Origin of the sequence: Bifidobacterium sp. AGR2158, from assembly GCF_000424225.1 — a bacterium.
In the GTDB taxonomy this organism is placed as follows: domain Bacteria; phylum Actinomycetota; class Actinomycetes; order Actinomycetales; family Bifidobacteriaceae; genus Bifidobacterium; species Bifidobacterium anseris.
Genome location: NZ_AUJM01000011.1, coordinates 157,142 through 173,012, shown reverse-complemented (window position 1 = coordinate 173,012; position 15,871 = coordinate 157,142). Strand labels below are relative to the sequence as shown.

At 68.2% G+C, this 15,871-nt stretch carries 12 protein-coding genes; 9 read left to right on the top strand and 3 right to left on the bottom strand.

Features of this window, described 5'->3' with window-relative positions:
- Positions 1 to 62 precede the first annotated feature (62 nt).
- From G606_RS0101085 to fmt, 3 genes are all read left to right on the top strand, one after another.
- The gene (locus tag G606_RS0101085; RefSeq protein WP_026644449.1) at positions 63 to 1,346 is read left to right on the top strand and encodes a class I SAM-dependent methyltransferase; all 1,284 of its coding nucleotides are present in this window, start codon (positions 63 to 65) and stop codon (positions 1,344 to 1,346) included.
- A 60-nt stretch (positions 1,347 to 1,406) separates the two neighbouring features.
- Positions 1,407 to 3,668 (top strand): primosomal protein N', encoded by a 2,262-nt coding sequence (locus G606_RS0101080; RefSeq protein WP_026644448.1) that lies wholly within the window; start codon positions 1,407 to 1,409, stop codon positions 3,666 to 3,668.
- Positions 3,669 to 3,791: 123 nt separating this feature from the next.
- Positions 3,792 to 4,769 carry a methionyl-tRNA formyltransferase gene (gene fmt, locus G606_RS0101075; RefSeq protein ID WP_026644447.1) on the top strand — a complete coding sequence of 326 codons (978 nt, stop codon included), beginning with the start codon at positions 3,792 to 3,794 and terminating at the stop codon, positions 4,767 to 4,769.
- A 145-nt stretch (positions 4,770 to 4,914) separates the two neighbouring features.
- Here fmt and serB read toward each other — a convergent pair whose 3' ends face one another.
- Positions 4,915 to 5,637 carry a phosphoserine phosphatase SerB gene (gene serB, locus G606_RS0101070; RefSeq protein WP_026644446.1) on the bottom strand — a complete coding sequence of 241 codons (723 nt, stop codon included), beginning with the start codon at positions 5,635 to 5,637 and terminating at the stop codon, positions 4,915 to 4,917.
- Between the two features lie 121 nt (positions 5,638 to 5,758).
- On the opposite strand from serB, the gene G606_RS0101065 reads away from it, so the two are divergent.
- From G606_RS0101065 to G606_RS0101040, 6 genes are all read left to right on the top strand, one after another.
- Entirely contained in the window at positions 5,759 to 6,382 is a 624-nt protein-coding gene (locus G606_RS0101065; RefSeq protein WP_081663918.1) for a DedA family protein, read from the top strand.
- A 195-nt stretch (positions 6,383 to 6,577) separates the two neighbouring features.
- Positions 6,578 to 8,248: a proteasome ATPase gene (gene arc / locus G606_RS09375; RefSeq protein WP_081663916.1), complete on the top strand. Its 1,671-nt coding sequence runs from the start codon at positions 6,578 to 6,580 to the stop codon at positions 8,246 to 8,248.
- Positions 8,245 to 9,873 (top strand): depupylase/deamidase Dop, encoded by a 1,629-nt coding sequence (dop, locus tag G606_RS0101055; RefSeq protein ID WP_026644444.1) that lies wholly within the window; start codon positions 8,245 to 8,247, stop codon positions 9,871 to 9,873. Before arc ends, dop begins: the two co-directional genes overlap by 4 nt.
- 163 nt (positions 9,874 to 10,036) lie before the next feature.
- Positions 10,037 to 10,912 carry an inositol monophosphatase family protein gene (locus tag G606_RS0101050; RefSeq protein WP_026644443.1) on the top strand — a complete coding sequence of 292 codons (876 nt, stop codon included), beginning with the start codon at positions 10,037 to 10,039 and terminating at the stop codon, positions 10,910 to 10,912.
- Positions 10,913 to 11,021: 109 nt separating this feature from the next.
- Positions 11,022 to 11,219: a ubiquitin-like protein Pup gene (locus G606_RS0101045; protein ID WP_026644442.1), complete on the top strand. Its 198-nt coding sequence runs from the start codon at positions 11,022 to 11,024 to the stop codon at positions 11,217 to 11,219.
- Complete coding sequence (locus G606_RS0101040; protein WP_026644441.1) at positions 11,219 to 12,721, top strand: proteasome accessory factor PafA2 family protein; 1,503 nt, start codon at positions 11,219 to 11,221, stop codon at positions 12,719 to 12,721. Before G606_RS0101045 ends, G606_RS0101040 begins: the two co-directional genes overlap by 1 nt.
- A gap of 100 nt (positions 12,722 to 12,821) precedes the next feature.
- Here G606_RS0101040 and G606_RS0101035 read toward each other — a convergent pair whose 3' ends face one another.
- Complete coding sequence (locus tag G606_RS0101035; RefSeq protein WP_022857750.1) at positions 12,822 to 13,103, bottom strand: HU family DNA-binding protein; 282 nt, start codon at positions 13,101 to 13,103, stop codon at positions 12,822 to 12,824.
- Positions 13,104 to 13,288: 185 nt separating this feature from the next.
- A complete protein-coding gene (locus G606_RS0101030) occupies positions 13,289 to 15,760 on the bottom strand; it encodes a lysylphosphatidylglycerol synthase transmembrane domain-containing protein (RefSeq protein WP_081663864.1) in 2,472 nt (823 codons plus the stop codon).
- Positions 15,761 to 15,871: the final 111 nt, after the last annotated feature.

The following is a 15,871-nucleotide window of genomic DNA, read 5'->3' as shown; positions in this document are numbered from 1 at the left end:
CGTGGCCGGAAACATACCGTGCGGCCGCACGCGTGCAGAGCGTATATGAGGAGGAACGAACAATGGCATCGATGACCGTCGCGCAGATGGTGGGGCTCTTCGTCAAACCGGACGCGCCGATTCATGTGACCGCCTTCGACGGTTCGAGCTTCGGCGACCCGGACGCGCCGGTCACGCTCACCGTGAACAATTCGCGGGCCGTCTACCATCTCGTCAACGCGCCCGGCGAACTCGGGCTGGCGCGCGCTTATCTGCAAGGCGACATCGACTCGCCGCAGCTCGTGCCGGGCGACCCCTACCGCCTGTTCGGCGACCTCGTGGCCGTCAAGCCGTATCTGCGCACGCCGAACCCGGCGCAGCTCGCGCATGCGCTCGCGTCGATCGCCTCCCACGGCATCCGGCGTCCCGCGCCGCCGAGCATCGAGGGCCCCGGCAGGCTGCGCCGTCTGACCGAAGGCCTGCTGCCGCATTCGAAGGCCGGCGACGCGGCGACCGTCAGCTACCACTACGACCAGTCGAATGATTTCTACGCGCTGTTCCTCGGTCCGTCGATGACCTACACCTGCGCCGTCTTCGACTCGCCGGACATGTCGCTCGAGGCCGCGCAGAAGGCCAAGCTCGACCTCATCCTCGACAAGCTTGCGCTCCGGCCGGGCTCGCGCCTACTCGACATCGGCTGCGGCTGGGGATCGATGGAGATCGAGGCCGCCAGGCGCGGCATCCGCGTGCTCGGCGTCACGCTCTCCGAAGAGCAGGTCGAATGGGCGCAGCGCTGGATCAGGCGCGAGGGCCTCGAGGACCTCGCCGAGGTGCGCCTGATGGACTACCGCGACGTGCCCGAAGGCGATTTCGACGCGATCTGCTCGATCGGCATGATGGAGCACGTCGGCCACAAGCACTATCCGGCGTATTTCAAGGAGATCTACGACAAGCTCAAGCCGGGCGCGATGCTGCTCAACCACCAGATCACGCGCTGCAACTCGCATCAGGGCAAGAAGGCGGGCGAGTTCATCGACCGCTACATCTTCCCCGACGGCGAACTGTCGAGCCCGGCCGAGATCGAGATGGTTATCCAGGACACCGGCTTCGAGGTCGTCAACCAGGAGAACCTGCGCCAGCACTACGCGCTGACTCTGCACCGCTGGAACGAGAACCTCGTCGCGCACTGGGACGAGGCCGTCCGCCTCGTCGGCGCGCCGAAGGCACGCCTGTGGGGCCTGTACATGGCCGGCTGCGCCTACAACTTCGAGATGAACAACATCCAGGTGCACCAGTTCCTCGCCGTCAAGCCGCAGGCGAACGGCACCGACGTCTATCCGCTGCGCCCGTGGTGGCCCCGCCACTGAGACGGATTCAGCAGATTCACTGAGCCGGCGGCCGCCGAGACGGCCGTTACACTGGGAATCATGAGCATGAGCGAAGCGATGCAGCCGACCTTCGACGGCATGCAGCCGCGCACGCGGCGCACGCGCGGCAAGGCGACCCATACGCCGGCCGCGCAGCTGCCGGTCGCGCGCGTCGTCCTCGACATCCAGGCCACCCATCTGGGACGCTGCTTCGACTATCTGATCGACGAACGCCTCGACGACGCGGCGCGTCCCGGCTGCCTCGTGCGCGTGCGTTTCGGCGGCCAGCGTGTCTCCGGCATCATCTGGGAACGCGTCGAGCACAGCGACACCGACGCGTCGGCGCTGCGCTACATCGAACGCGTGCTCAGCGGCGTCGTCATGGGCGACGAGATGCGCCGCGACGTCGCCGCGATCGCCGACGCATACGGCGGCACATGCGCGAATATCGTGCGCGTCGCGCTGCCGCAGCGCATCGCCGCCGTAGACAAGGAGATGGCACAGTTCGCCGCTGCACAGTTCGCCGCTGCGCAAGACGTCGTCATGCAGCCCGACGACACACCAACCGATGCCACGCGATCCGACGTCCCATCGATCGACAACGCCCGCGCGGCCGCCGTCGTCGCGATGCGCGGCGACTTCGCGCGCCGCTACGAGCAGGCGCACGTCCTCGCCGACGCGCTCGGCGCGGGCCGTTTCCAATCCTTCGTCGTCGACGCCGTCGCCGGCTTGGCCATCGACGACCTCGCGTGGATGGCGGCGTCGGCGCTCGCGCACGGCACGTCGGCGGTGCTCGTCATGCCGTCGATGCGCGAGGTGTGGGAGCTCATGCGCGCGCTCGAAGGCACCGGACTGTCCGCCTTCGCGCCCGACGGCGATACGTGGGCCGGCGACGTGGCCGTGCTCAGCGGATCGCTCGGGCCGGCCGAACGCTACCGTTCCTACCTCGCCGTCTCCTCGGGGCGCGTGCGCTGCGTCGTCGGCACGCGCGCGGCGATGTACGCGCCGGTGTCGGGACCCGTGCTGTTCGCCGTGCTCGACGACGGCGCCTACCAGTACGCGGACGGGCTGATGCCATACGCGAACGCGCGCGGCGTGTGCCGGCTGCGCGCGCGGCTGCACGACGGCGTCTTCGTCGCAATGGCGTATGCGCGCAGCGTGCTCAGCCAATGGGAATGCGAGGATACGACGGCGATGCCGGTCGCCGTGAGCGGGCCGAGCACGGCGATCGTGCCGTACCGCGACGTCGCACGTGCCACCGCGCCGCCGGTGCGCTGGCTCAACCGCGACGAACTGGCCAGGCTCGCCGATCCGAGCATCGGCGCTCGCGTGCCGCACACCGCCGTGCGCGTGCTGTCGGGCGCGCTCGAGCACGGTCCCGTCCTGTTTTCGATTCCCTCCGACGGCATCAGCGAATCGCTCGTGTGCGCGCGCTGTCTGCGGCAGGCGCGTTGTCTGCGCTGCACCGGGCCACTCGAACGCGTCGGAGCAAACGCGACGCCGCGCTGCCGCTGGTGCGGCGCGCCGGCCGTCGATTGGCACTGCCCGCATTGCGGCGGCGATCGCATGCGCGTCGTGCGCGTGGGTGCCGCCGGCACCGCGCAGGAACTGCAGGGGCTCTTCCGCGGCGTACCGATGATCCTGTCGAGCCCGCATCAGCCGCAAGGCGTCATCGAGCAGGTCGCCGACGCGCCGGCAATCGTCATCGCGACGCCCGGAGCGGAGCCGCGCGTGCGCGCCGGCGCCTACCGCGCCGTCGCGATCCTCGACGCGTGGACGAGCCTGTACCGGCAGAACATCGACGCATACATCGACGTGCTGCGCGACTGGATGCGTGCGATGGCGCTGTGCGCGCCGCGCGCCGACGGGGGAGCGGGACTGCTCATCGGCGAGACCGATCCGGTGATCGCGCAGTCGCTGATGATGTGGGATTCACGCATGCTCGCCGCCGCCGAACTCGCGCAGCGGCGCGAGGCGGGGCTGCCGCCGGTCGTGAGCGCCGCCTGCGTGTGGGGGCAGCGCAACGCTGTCGCCGAGGCGCTGCGGCGCATCGGCGTCGTCGGCGACGGCGACTGGGCGAGACTGCGGCTGGGCGACGACGAGTTCCCGGCGGTGCTCGGCCCGGTGCCGATTCCACCGGAACGCACCGTCGACTCGCGCGAACTCGAGCAGATGCGCGACCGCGTCAGGGCCGTTGTCCTCGTTGCGCACGCGCGGCGCGCCGAACTGGCGGCGCGGCTGCGCACCGCCGTCGCCACGCACGTCGCGGCGCGCGAATTCGGCGAACTTCGGTTCCGCGTCGATCCCAAAGACCTGCTGTGACGCTCAGCTCACGGCGACACGCCTCGCGTGCCGGCCTCGTCGACTACGATGGGGGGACGACCGGCGGCGCCGCGATGACGACGTCATGGATATGGATGGACAACGAACAAGGAGAACGTGAGGATGCTGCGAGTACTGTTTGCGGGCACGCCGGAGGTGGCGGTGCCCTCGTTGAGGACGTTGGCGAAGGACACCGAGCATTTCGAGGTAGTCGCCGTGCTCACGCGCCCCGATGCGCCGACCGGACGCGGCCGCAAACTCATGCCGAGCCCGGTAAAGATGGCCGCGCTCGAACTGGGGCTGCCGGTCATGGAATGCGATCCGAACGAGGAGGCCTTCCTTTCGGCGCTCAAGGCGACCGGCGCCGAAGCCGCCGCGATTGTCGCCTACGGCAGGATCCTCAAGGAGCCGGTGCTCGAGGCGCTGCCGCTGGGCTGGTACAACCTGCATTTCTCGCTGCTGCCGCAGTGGCGCGGCGCCGCCCCGGTGCAGCGCGCGATCTGGGCGGGCGAATCGGTGACCGGCGCGTCGGTGTTCCGCGTCACGAAGGGCATGGACGAAGGTCCGGTGCTCGCGCAGTCGACGGTCGAGATCGGCGCGCATGAGAACGCCGGCGAACTGCTCGACCGTCTCGCCGAGGACGGCGCGCATCTGCTCGCCGCCTCGCTCGAAGGCATGGCCGAAGGCCAGATCACGCCGGTCGAACAGCCGGCCGGCGCCTTCGAAGTGGCCGCGAAGATCTCTCACGACGACGCGCACATGCGCTTCGACGTGCCCGTCTTCGCGCTCGACCGCCAGATCCGCGCCTGCACGCCGCTGCCGGGCGCATGGTGCGACCTGCATGTGCAGGGCGACGCGCTCGCGCCGACGACGCTGCATGTGACGAAGGCGTCGCCGGCGAGCGCCGAGCTGCGCGAAAGCGTCGAGGTCCCCGACGACCTCAAGCCCGGTGAGCTGCGCGCCACGAAACATCATGTGTGGGTCGGCACGAGCACCGAGGCACTCGAGCTGCAGCTCGTCAAGGCGCAAGGCAAGAAGGAGATGGGCGCGGCCGAATGGGCGCGCGGCGCGCATCTGGGACCCGGCGCGTTCCTCGACTGAGGACATCGAGCGGCTGCGCGACATGCAGCCGTAGAACACGCGTGAAACATGACGCGGCCGGCGGCACTTGATCGGTGCCGCCGGCCGCGTCGTATATATATCGAATCGACTGTACATCGAACTGTATGTCGATTGGAATCGCGCGTCAGCGCCGCAGATAGCCAAGGACACGCGTCAGGTCGCGTTCGTCGATCGTATGCGGCGCGGCGCGGCGCACGGCCGGCTTCGCGCAGAACGCGATGCCGAGCGCCGCCTCGCCGATCATCGGCAGGTCGTTCGCGCCGTCGCCGACGGCGATCGTCTGGTCCGCGTCGATGCCGTTGTCCGCCGCCCACCGGCGCATCGCGCGCAGTTTGACGTCCTTCGTGACGATCGGCCCGGCGACGCGTCCGGTGAGTGTGCGCGACATGTCGTCCACCTCGAGCCGGTTCGCGATGCGGTAGTCGAGTCCGGCCGACTCGGCGAGCCGGTCGACGATCTCATGGAATCCGCCGGAGACGACGCCGACCTTCCAGCCGTGCGCGTGCAGCTCGTCGATGAGCTCGAGCGCGCCGTTCGTGAAATGCAGCCTGCGGTACACGTCGTCGAAGATCGACACAGGCAGTCCTTCGAGCAGTGCGACGCGCGCGTCGAGCGCCTGCGCGAAATCGAGTTCACCGTTCATCGCGCGCGCCGTCACCGCGCTGATGCGTTCGCCGACGCCCGCGGCCTCGCCGAGCTCGTCGATGACCTCCTCGTCGATGAGTGTGGAGTCGACGTCCATGACGAGCAGGCCGGGGCGACGCAGCGTGGGCGCGTCGGCCGCGGGCATGGAGGCCGTGTCCTCATCGGCCGTATCGTCAAGGATTTGCAAAGGTGTTGGGCTCATAGTGACGATTGTCGAAAAACGTTGGGACAATGGTGCAATGCGTTTTTCGATGATTCTCTCCCAGATTCCGGTCGACGAGCAGCTGCAGTGCGCGACGAGCTCGGACGGCCTCATCGGCTCGATGACCGCATGGCTCGTGCAGCTCATGGAGACGGTCGGCGGAGTCGGCGTCGCGCTCGCGATCGCGCTCGAATCGATCTTCCCGCCGATCCCGAGCGAGATAATCCTGCCGCTCGCCGGATTCACGGCGGCGCGCGGCAGCATGGGACTGGTCGCCGCGATCCTGTGGGCGACGATGGGTTCGCTGCTCGGCGCATGGGCGCTCTACGGCATCGCCCGCTGGTTCGGCCTGCACCGCATCCACCGCGCCGCCGACCGCATCCCCGGCGTCAGCCGCGACGACGTCGACAAGGCGAACCGCTGGTTCACGAAATACGGCACCTGGTCGGTGCTGCTCGGCCGCGTCATCCCGGTCGTCCGTTCGCTCATCTCAATCCCGGCCGGCTTCAACCGCATGAACTTCGCGCAGTTCTCACTGTGGACCTTCCTCGGTTCGGCCGTGTGGAACACCGTGCTCGTCACCGCCGGATACATGTTAGGCGACCGCTGGTGCTCGATCCTCGGCGTGCTCAACGTGTTCGAGGACGTCATCATCGTCGTCTTCGCCGCCGTCCTCCTCTTCTTCGGCGCACGATGGATTCGCAATCTGATACGCGAGCGCCGCGCAACACGCTCCGACGGGTAGCATGACGGTACGCGCTACGCGTTGAAGTCAGGGCCGGACGGCGCTCTTCCGCTACACTTGGGCTTGTGTCGCCTCACGGGGCGACACCCGATGCGGCGAAGGACGCCGTCCGGCCGTTTTTTCGTCATGCGCTGCGCCGGAACCGTCCGCACCGCGCGTGGGAAGCATCCGATGAAGCGCATGGCGAGGTGGACGATGCACGATCCATACGTTTCCGGCGGTCCCGCCGCCGATTCCCCCGAGGCGCTCGCCGCGTACGCCGACCGGCTGCAGGCGAAGAACCACGCGCTCGCGGCCGCCCTTCGGCGCGCGACCGACGAGCTCGCCAAGGCGAAATCACAACTCGAGCAGTTCACCAGACCCCCGCTGGGTTTCGCGACGATGCTGCGGCTGCACGAATGCGCGAGCGACGACCACGGTGTGCGCCACGCGAGCGTCGAGGTGATGCACGGTGCGCGCCGCATGATCGTGCCGGTGGCCGCGCAGGTCGACGCCGCGCGACTCGAGCCGGGTATGACGCTGCTGCTCGACGAGAACCTCGTCGTCGTCGCGACCGCCGCAGCCGAGACCGTCGGAGCCGTGCGCGCCGTCGACGACGTGCTCGACGACGGACGCGTCATCATCGTCGACGCCTCCGGCGACCGTCGTCTCGTGCGCCGCGCCCATGATCTGCGCGACGCGCGCCTGACGTGCGCCGACCGTGTCGTCGTCGACCCGTCGAACCGTTTCGCCGTGGCGATGGTGCCGCGCGAGGACACGGCGCAGCTGCTGCTCGAGGAGGCTCCGGACGTCTCCTTCGCCGACATCGGCGGCCTCGACGCGCAGATCGCGCGCATCCGCGACGCCGTGCAGCTGCCGTTCGAACATCGCGACCTGTATGCCGCCTACAGGCTGACGCCGCCCAAGGGCGTGCTGCTGTACGGGCCGCCCGGCAACGGCAAGACGCTCATCGCGAAGGCGATCGCGCACGAACTCGCCGGCGACGGCGCGCGCGGCGTCTTCCTCGCCGTCAAAGGCCCCGAGCTGCTCAACAAATACGTCGGCGAATCCGAACGCCTCATCCGCCTGCTGTTCGATCGCGCGCGCGAACGCGCCGCCTCAGGACAGGCCGTCATCGTCTTCATCGACGAGATGGACGCGCTGCTGCGCACGCGCGGCTCGGGCGTCTCCTCGGACGTCGAGACGACGATCGTGCCGCAGTTTCTCGCCGAACTCGACGGCGTCGAACGGCTCGACAACGTCATTGTCATCGGCGCGTCGAACCGCGTCGACATGATCGACCCGGCCGTGCTGCGCCCTGGCAGGCTCGACGTCAAGATCCGTGTCGACCGTCCCGACAGGGATGCCGCGCTCGCGATCACGGCGCGTTATCTGACGCCGCGGCTGCCGTACGCCGACGGCGTCGACGCGGCTGCGCTCGCGCGCACGCTCGTCGACGACGTCTACCGGCGCGACGGCGCGCGCAGGCTCGGTCGTGCCGTGCTCGATGACGGCTCGAGCCGCTCGCTCGACCTCGCCGACGTCGTCTCCGGCGCGATGCTGCGCAACATCGTCGATCGTGCGAAGACGGCGGCCGTCAAGGCGAGCGTCGGAAGCGGCGAGACCGTCGCACTCGACGCCGCGATGATCGCGGCGGCCGTGGACGACGAGCATCGTTCGGTGCGCGACACGCTCGGCGGCATCGACGCCGTGCAATGGGCGAAGGTCAACGCGCTCGGCGATGGCCACGTCGTCGAACTGCGGCGCGACGATGATGTCGTCGACAACGACGGCACCAACAATGATGACGACATCAACAATGACAACGTCAGCAACAACGACGGCGGCGCCGGCGACGGGTCGGACCGGGGAAGGGGGCGCGCATGAGCGTGCGCAGGGTGATCGGCACCGAGACGGAGTACGCGGTTATGGCGGATCGCGGCAACCCGGTGCAGTGGTCCTTCGACGTCATCGCCGGCGCCGGCGACGAGGCGGCGCGCACCATCCGCTGGGACTACCGTCAGGAGGACCCGATCAACGACATGCGCGGCCAGCGCCTTGAACGCGCCGCCGCGCGCCCGGAGATGCTCACCGACGAGCCGCAGCCGCAGATCACGAACGTGCTCGCCGCCAACGGCGGCAGGCTCTACGTCGACCATGCGCATCCCGAATACTCGTCGCCGGAGACCGACGACCCGTTCACGGCGGTCGTTTACGACACGGCGGGCGACGTGCTGATGCGCCGCGCCGCCGCATGCGCGAACGCCGAGGGACACGAGGACGGCACGCTGCGGCTCTACCGCAACAACGTCGACGGCAAGGGCGCGAGCTGGGGTTCGCACGAGAACTATCTGATGCGCCGCGACGTGCCCTTCGACACGACCGCGGCGATGATGACGGCGCATTTCATCACGCGCCAGCAGTACACCGGCTCGGGCAGGATCGGTCTGGGCGAACGCGGCGAGCGGCCGGGCTACCAACTGAGCCAGCGCGCTGATTATTTTCATATGCAGGTCGCGCTGCAGACGACCTTCGACCGTCCGATCGTCAACACGCGAGACGAGTCGCACGCGCCCGCCGACATGCGCCGGCTGCACGTCATCGTCGGCGACGCGAACCGCATGGACGTGCCGCGCGTGCTCAAGCTCGGCACGACGAGCATGCTGCTGTGGACGCTCGAGCACGCCGACGAAGCCGGCATCGACGTCGCCGCACGCCTCGAGGAACTGCGGCTCGACGACCCGGTCGACGCGATGCACCGCGTCTCGCACGACCTGACGCTCGCCGAGCCGCTCGCGATGGCGCACGGCGGCACGATGACGGCGTGGCAGATCCAGGTCATGCTCAGCGCGCTCGTCTACGAGACGGCCGCCGCCGTCCACGGCACCGACACGCGCGGCGAGCCGGTGTGGCCGGATCGCGAGACGCGCTCGGTCATGGCGATGTGGAAGCAGGCGCTGCTTGACGTGGCCGCCATGCGCCACGCCGACGACGGCGAACGTTTGCAGTCGTCTGCCGAGGCGAGCCGCCTTGAATGGCTGTGCAAATGGCAGATCGTCGAGGGGATGCGCCGCAGGCTGCACCCGAGCGAATCGTTCGATCAGGCGTTGGCTGATCCGCGGCTGCAGGCGATCGACCTGCGCTGGGCGAGCCTCGACGAGTCCGAATCGATCTATGCGAAGGTGAGGTCGCGCACCGAACGCACGGCGAGCGACGAGGAGATCGCCGCCGCCGTGGGCGAGCCGCCCGTGGACACGCGCGCGTGGCTCCGCGGAACGCTTGTGCGCCGATGGCCCCAGCAGCTGCGCGCCGTATCGTGGACGCGTGTCACGACGCGCGACGACGCCGACGGCAGGCAGTGGACGCTCGACATGAGCGATCCGCGCGCCTTTACGCAAGAGGCCTGCACCGACGCGCTCGCCGATGCGGACGACGCATGGCAGGCCCTGCGCGCGCTCGGTGGCGCGCCGGTCGACGCCGCGTGCGACGACGGTGGCAGGCGTGCGGTATGATGGCTGGAGCGGCTATGCAAACGTTATACTTATTTCGGTCGTCGTTGCGTCCCGACATCATGGCCGACGCCGTATCGAAGCGATGCCGGCGGGACGCGACGGCCGACGTGAACACGCCGGCGCGCCCCGAGGACGCAACCGACGAGAAACGAGGACGGGCACGATGACGATGGAACTGCGCGACCTGGCGATGCAGGTCGCCCGCATCGCTCAGGACGCCGGCAAACACGCGCTCAGCAACCAGGTGACGCCACGGAGCCTGACCGAGGTGAGCGCGGCGGCACGCGACTATTCGCGCGGGCTCGAACTGGACGGCCGCCTCAGCCAGTTCATCTACAACCGCCTCACCTATGTGGACCCGTTCAACGGCCGCTGGGACGAACGCAGCGACGAATGGCATGCGGGGGACCGCTACTGGTGCATCGGCGGCATCGACGGCGTCATCAACTACACGCGCAACATGGCCGAATGGTCGGTCACCGTCTCGCTGTTCGAATTCAACGAGTTCGGCTCCGCGCAGCCGATCCTCGGCGTCGTGCACGCCCCGGCGCTGCAGCTGACCTACATCGCCGCGCGCCGCAGCGGCGCGATCCGCATGCGCGCGACGCCGCTCGGCGAGAAACGCGAGAAGATCATGCCGTCGACGACGAGCAGCCTCGACGGCTCGGTCATCGGCTTCGGCATGTCGTTCAAATCCGACGAGGCGCGCCACGCGCTCAAGGTCGTCGCCGACATCGCTGGACGCCCCGCCGACATGAAGCGCGTCGGTCCGTCGTCGCTCGATCTGTGCAAGGTCGCCGACGGCACCTACGACGCCTACTTCGAGCCGCATCTGCACAAATGGGACGTCCCGGCGCTCTCCGCCGGTGCCGTCGTGCTGTGGGAGGCGCAGGGCCAGCTGAGCAACTGGCGCGGCGACCTGATTCACTGGCGCAGCGAGAACAACCTCGTTGCGACGAACGGTCTCATCCTCGATGACCTCAAGCCCTACCTCGTCGAGTCCTGGGACAACGCGCAGCCTTCCGACAACGCGCAGTAGCGACGTCGACGACGACGCTGCCGCTACCATCGTCCGCTCTAATGCAGTAGTCTGGCAATCACATATCGATGATTCGCCTACAACGACGACCTGCACCGAAGGAACGACGATGCCACAGGAACAGCGCAACACAGCACACACGCATGACGACCAGACGGCGGCTGCCGACGCGGCGCTCCGCACGCAGGAGACGGGCGCCGACGCCGCGATTGACGACCTCGACGCGATCCTCGACGACATCGAGGAGGTGCTCGAAGCGAACGCCGAGGAATACGTCAACGGCTTCGTGCAGAAGGGCGGCCAGTGATGCCGCAGCTGCATGACAGCGGCAACCGCGGCCACGCCTGCGCGTCGACGCATGTCGACGACTTTGCGCGCATCTTTGGCATCGAAACCGAATACGGCGTGAGCGTCACCGGCGCATCGCGCCCGTGCGACGCCGGACAGGTCGCGATGATGATGTTCCAGCCGATCATGCGTCGCGTACGCTCGACGAACACCTACCTGACGAACGGCTCACGGCTCTACCTCGACGTCGGCGCGCATCCCGAATACGCGACTGCCGAGGCGCGCACGCCCGGCGACGCGACGCTTGCCGACGGCGCCGGCGAGCGGATCATGCGCGACATGGCGCTCGACGCGCAGCGGCGTCTGCGCGAAACGCACGGCGAGCACGCGACGGTCCACCTGTTCAAGAACAACGCGGACAGCGCCGGCCACTCCTTCGGCTGCCATGAGAACTACCTCGTGCGCCGCGGCGTCGCGCTCACGCAGATCGAAACACAGTTGTTGCCGTTCCTCATCACCCGCCAGATTTTCACCGGCGCTGGCCGCTTCGACGGTGCACGCTGGCACGTCACGCAGCGCGCCGCCTTCGTCGACGAGACCGTCTCATCGGCGACGACGCGCTCGCGGCCGATGATCAACACGCGCGACGAGCCGCACGCCGACCCCGAATCCTTCCGCCGCCTGCACGTCATCATCGGCGATTCGAATCGTTCGCAGTGGGCGACGATGATGAAGCTCGCGACGACGCATCTCGTGCTGTGCCTGATGGAATGGGGCGCACGGCATGCGGCACCCACCGGACTCGAATCGATTGCGCTCGCCGACCCGGTCGAGGCGAACCTAGCCGTCGACACCGACGGTGCCCGCGCGACGCTGCGGCTCGCCGACGGCACGACGACGAGCCCGCTCGCGTTGCAGCGGCGCGTGCTCGGCGCGGTGCTGCATTTCGTCGACGCGCGACGCGACGAGGTCGCCGCGTCCCTCGCCGGCGACCCGCTCACGACGCTCGACGAGGTGCTCGGCGATTGGGGACGTGGCCTCGACGCGCTCGACGATGGCGACGATGATGGCGATGACGGCGCGGAATCGCTCGCCGACCGTGCCGACTGGGCATGCAAGCGGCGCTTCGCCGCGCGTCTGGCCGCTCGCGGCACCGTCGACCCGATGCGGCTCGCGCAGCTCGACCTCGACTACCACGACATCGCCAATGGCGCGTTGTTCGATTCATTGACGCGGCACGGCATGATGCGCACATTGTGCGACGACGCGCAGATCGAGGCGGCCGTGACGACGCCGCCTGCAGGCACGCGCGCCGTGCTGCGCGGCGCCTTCGTCGACCATGCTGAGGCCGCGCCGGTGACATGGTCGTGCGACTGGACGCAGCTGCGGCTCACCGAACCGGTCAAGGACGAGGTCATGATCCTCGACCCATTCGACGCCGTCGGCGACGAGCGGTATGCACAGCTGCTCGCACTCGTCGATGCTGCCGGTGATGCAGGGGAGGGTGACGCGGCCGTCTGAGTGTATATTCGATGTGCTTGATGGCACAGGAGAACCGATGAGGCCCCGACCAGCGTTGGTCGGGGCCTCATCGGTTCGATGACTCGGTATGGTCAGCCGATCACTCGGTGACGGCCTTCTTCAGCAGGGAGCCGGCCGAGATGCGCACGCCGTAGGTCGCCGGAATCTCGATGGTCTCGCCGGTGCGCGGGTTGCGGCCGGTGCGGGCGGCGCGCTTGACGCGCTCAGCGGAGAACAGACCGGTCAGCTTCAGGCCTTCGCCGGACTTCATGGCCTCGACGAACACATCCTGGAATGCGTTGACGGCGGCCTCAGCCTGAGCCTTGGTCAGGTGGGACTTCTGAGCGATCTTGGTGACGAGATCAGACTTGTTGTATGCCATGTGAGCATCCTTCTTGGTTCAGGGGTTGAGCCCATTGCACGTCTCAACCACATGTTCAGTAATGAATCTTAGCGCATAAATGTGTGGAAAGCGGCGTTTCGCAAGGGTTTTGGGAACTTTTTCGCGTTTGGCGCGCCCATCTGGGCCTCCGAAGGCGTCCTCATGGCCCCTTCGGAGGCCTGAAATCAGATCAGATTGTGCTTGTCGAGCCACTTCATCGCGAGCGCGCCGACCGGAATGCGCAGCCAGTAGAAGCCGAGACGGTAGACGAGCGTCGCCGAGATCGCGATCGTCGACGGCACGCCGACGGCCGTGAACGCGACCGACAGCGCGGCCTCGACGGCGCCGAGGCCGCCCGGCGTCGGCACGGCGGAGCCGAGCGTGTTCGCGAGCAGGAAGATGAAGGTCGTCTCGATCGGGTTCGTTGAGTATCCGAAGGCCTCAAGCGCCGCCCAGAAGCCGAAGCCGGTGGCCAGATTGAGCAGCAGGCCGCCGGCGGCGCTCACGATGAGTTTTGTCGGCTGCGTCAACGTCTCGAGCAGGCTGCGCGCATACGATTTGACGAGCGGCAGATACTTGTCGGTCACCTTCTTGCGCACCGGCGGAATCGCCATCGCGACCGAGACGATGAGCGCGACGGCGGCGATGACGATGATCAGCGTGTTCGTCGGCACCATGCTCGACAGTGAGTTGCGGCCGGTGAAGATGCCGATGCCGATGAGCAGCAGCACGGTGACGGCGGCCTGCACGGCCCACACGGCGCTCATGATCGCCGTGGCGACGGTGTTGCGGTAGCCGCTTTTGCGCAGGAACTGCAGGTTGACGAAGGCTGGGCCGATGCCGGCGGGCATCGAGACGGCGGTGAAGCCGGCGGCCATCTGCGAGAACAGGATGCCGAGCGGATGGCGGCGGTCGGGGTCGATGAAGCCGCCAAGGGAGACGGCTGAGCCGACCCAGGCGAGGAAGCTGAACAGCAGCACGACGAGCGCCATCCAGATGTTCGCGTCGCGCGCCGCCTTGATCATCTCACTCGGGTTCATCTGCGTGATGACGACGACGACGGCGATGACGAGCAGCGCGAGCGCGAAGAACGAACGTGCGCTGAAGCGCGACAGCGTCACCTGTTCGAGCGATTCGGAGACCTCCTCGGGAGCGAGCGCGCCCATCGCCTTGCGCAGATCCTCGAGCAGCGTCTTGTTCCAGCCGGGCAATGTGCGCGTCGACGCCGGCACGGCGGCCTTCTGCACGAAGGGCGTGAGGTTGACGAGCGTGTCGTCGCCCCAGACGCGCCGTGCGACGCGCAGCGTGCGCTCGATGCCGACAAGCGCGGCGAACAGGGCGAGCAGCTGCACCTTGTCGAGCGAGATGTTGGCCGGCGAGCTCGCGTCGTCGCCGTTCTGCCAGCCGGCGATGACCGGCGTGCCATGGCTCGTGCGGGCGAGGACGTCGGTCGTGATGCGCCGGTGTGTGTAGCCGCGCCGGTGCGCGCGCCGCAGATAGGTCATGTATCCGGCGATCGCCTCGTCATCGAGATGGTCGACGTCGGCGGGACGCAGCGCCGAGTCGCGGTCGAGCACGAGGATCGATGATTCCCCGGAATCGACGACGCCGTAGGGGTGCATCGAGGCGAGCCCGAGGTTGCGCAGCCCGAGCAGCATCGCGAAATGGTGGTGCGTCGCGCTGACGGCGGAACGGTCGTGGCGCACGGCGACGCCGCTGAGCCGGATGAGCTGCCACATCTGGTTGAGGTAGCCGGTCACGTGCAGCTGGTTGTCGAGGACGGAGACGACGTAGCGTGCGCCGTCCTTCGTGCGGCACGAGTAGATGCGCGAGTTCTCGACGAGGTCGTCCTCGAGCGACGTGCGCAGGATGCCGTCGTGTGCGCCGTCGGCGTCGCGCAGTCGCAGCTCGGTCGGGTCGAGGCCTATCTGGCGTAGCGCCGAGACGACGTGCACGCCCCAGGCACCCGAGTTCGGCGTGCCGATCGCGAAGCGGATGACGAGGCCGACGATGCGGCCGATGAGGATCGAGACGATGACGCCGGGGACGGAGTTCCACGAGCTGACGACGAGTAGCAGCGCGCCGATGAACAGCACGTTCCAGCCCCATTTGACGGTCGAATGCATGCGGCGTGGACCCGCCACCGTCAGGAAGGCGCCGATCGACGCGTAGAAATCGGGTAGCAGCGTCGTGCCGGTGTGCGTGCCGGTCGACAGCAGCGAGTTGACGAGGATCGCCGAGCCTTGCGTGGACAGCAGATAGGAGACGCCCCAGACGGCGCCGAAGCCGAGCATGAGCGCGCCGACCGCGCAAGCCGAGCGCAGCCAGTCGCGGTTGATGACGAGCTGGACGAGCACGCTGACGACGGTGAACACGACGATGAGCTGCTGTAGGAACGACGCGGGCACGTCGAGCAGCCATTCGAGGGCGCGCGCCGCCGTGTGCGCGTCGCTTTCGACGCCTTGTGTGATGCCGCGCAGATAGACGGCGAACACGATGATGAGCACGCCGGAGATGAGAGCGGCGGCCGCATGGAGCAGATCGGAGAAGACATGCGCGCGTTTCGGCTCGTTGTCGGCGATGACGACGTCGCCGGCCTGCGGCCCGTCGCCGTCGTGCGGCCGAGCCGCAGGCGTTCCCTGTTCAGATGCTTGCATCGGCGTCCTTTTCCTGTGGGTGGCGGCGGCGGGCGTCGTCCACGCCGGTCGTGCCGCCTTCGAACCCTACCATTCTAGGGGAGCGGCTGCCAAACCCGGCCGGCCGTGGAC

Bases quoted from the DNA above. Each gene is read 5' to 3' on its own strand.
- serB (WP_026644446.1), bottom strand. From the start codon at position 5,637: ATGAGCCCAACACCTTTGCAAATCCTTGACGATACGGCCGATGAGGAC.
- dop (WP_026644444.1), top strand. From the start codon at position 8,245: ATGAGCGTGCGCAGGGTGATCGGCACCGAGACGGAGTACGCGGTTATG.
- fmt (WP_026644447.1), top strand. From the start codon at position 3,792: ATGCTGCGAGTACTGTTTGCGGGCACGCCGGAGGTGGCGGTGCCCTCG.
- G606_RS0101040 (WP_026644441.1), top strand. From the start codon at position 11,219: ATGCCGCAGCTGCATGACAGCGGCAACCGCGGCCACGCCTGCGCGTCG.
- G606_RS0101035 (WP_022857750.1), bottom strand. From the start codon at position 13,103: ATGGCATACAACAAGTCTGATCTCGTCACCAAGATCGCTCAGAAGTCC.
- G606_RS0101050 (WP_026644443.1), top strand. From the start codon at position 10,037: ATGACGATGGAACTGCGCGACCTGGCGATGCAGGTCGCCCGCATCGCT.
- G606_RS0101030 (WP_081663864.1), bottom strand. From the start codon at position 15,760: ATGCAAGCATCTGAACAGGGAACGCCTGCGGCTCGGCCGCACGACGGC.
- G606_RS0101085 (WP_026644449.1), top strand. From the start codon at position 63: ATGGCATCGATGACCGTCGCGCAGATGGTGGGGCTCTTCGTCAAACCG.
- G606_RS0101045 (WP_026644442.1), top strand. From the start codon at position 11,022: ATGCCACAGGAACAGCGCAACACAGCACACACGCATGACGACCAGACG.
- G606_RS0101065 (WP_081663918.1), top strand. From the start codon at position 5,759: ATGACCGCATGGCTCGTGCAGCTCATGGAGACGGTCGGCGGAGTCGGC.
- G606_RS0101080 (WP_026644448.1), top strand. From the start codon at position 1,407: ATGAGCATGAGCGAAGCGATGCAGCCGACCTTCGACGGCATGCAGCCG.
- arc (WP_081663916.1), top strand. From the start codon at position 6,578: ATGCACGATCCATACGTTTCCGGCGGTCCCGCCGCCGATTCCCCCGAG.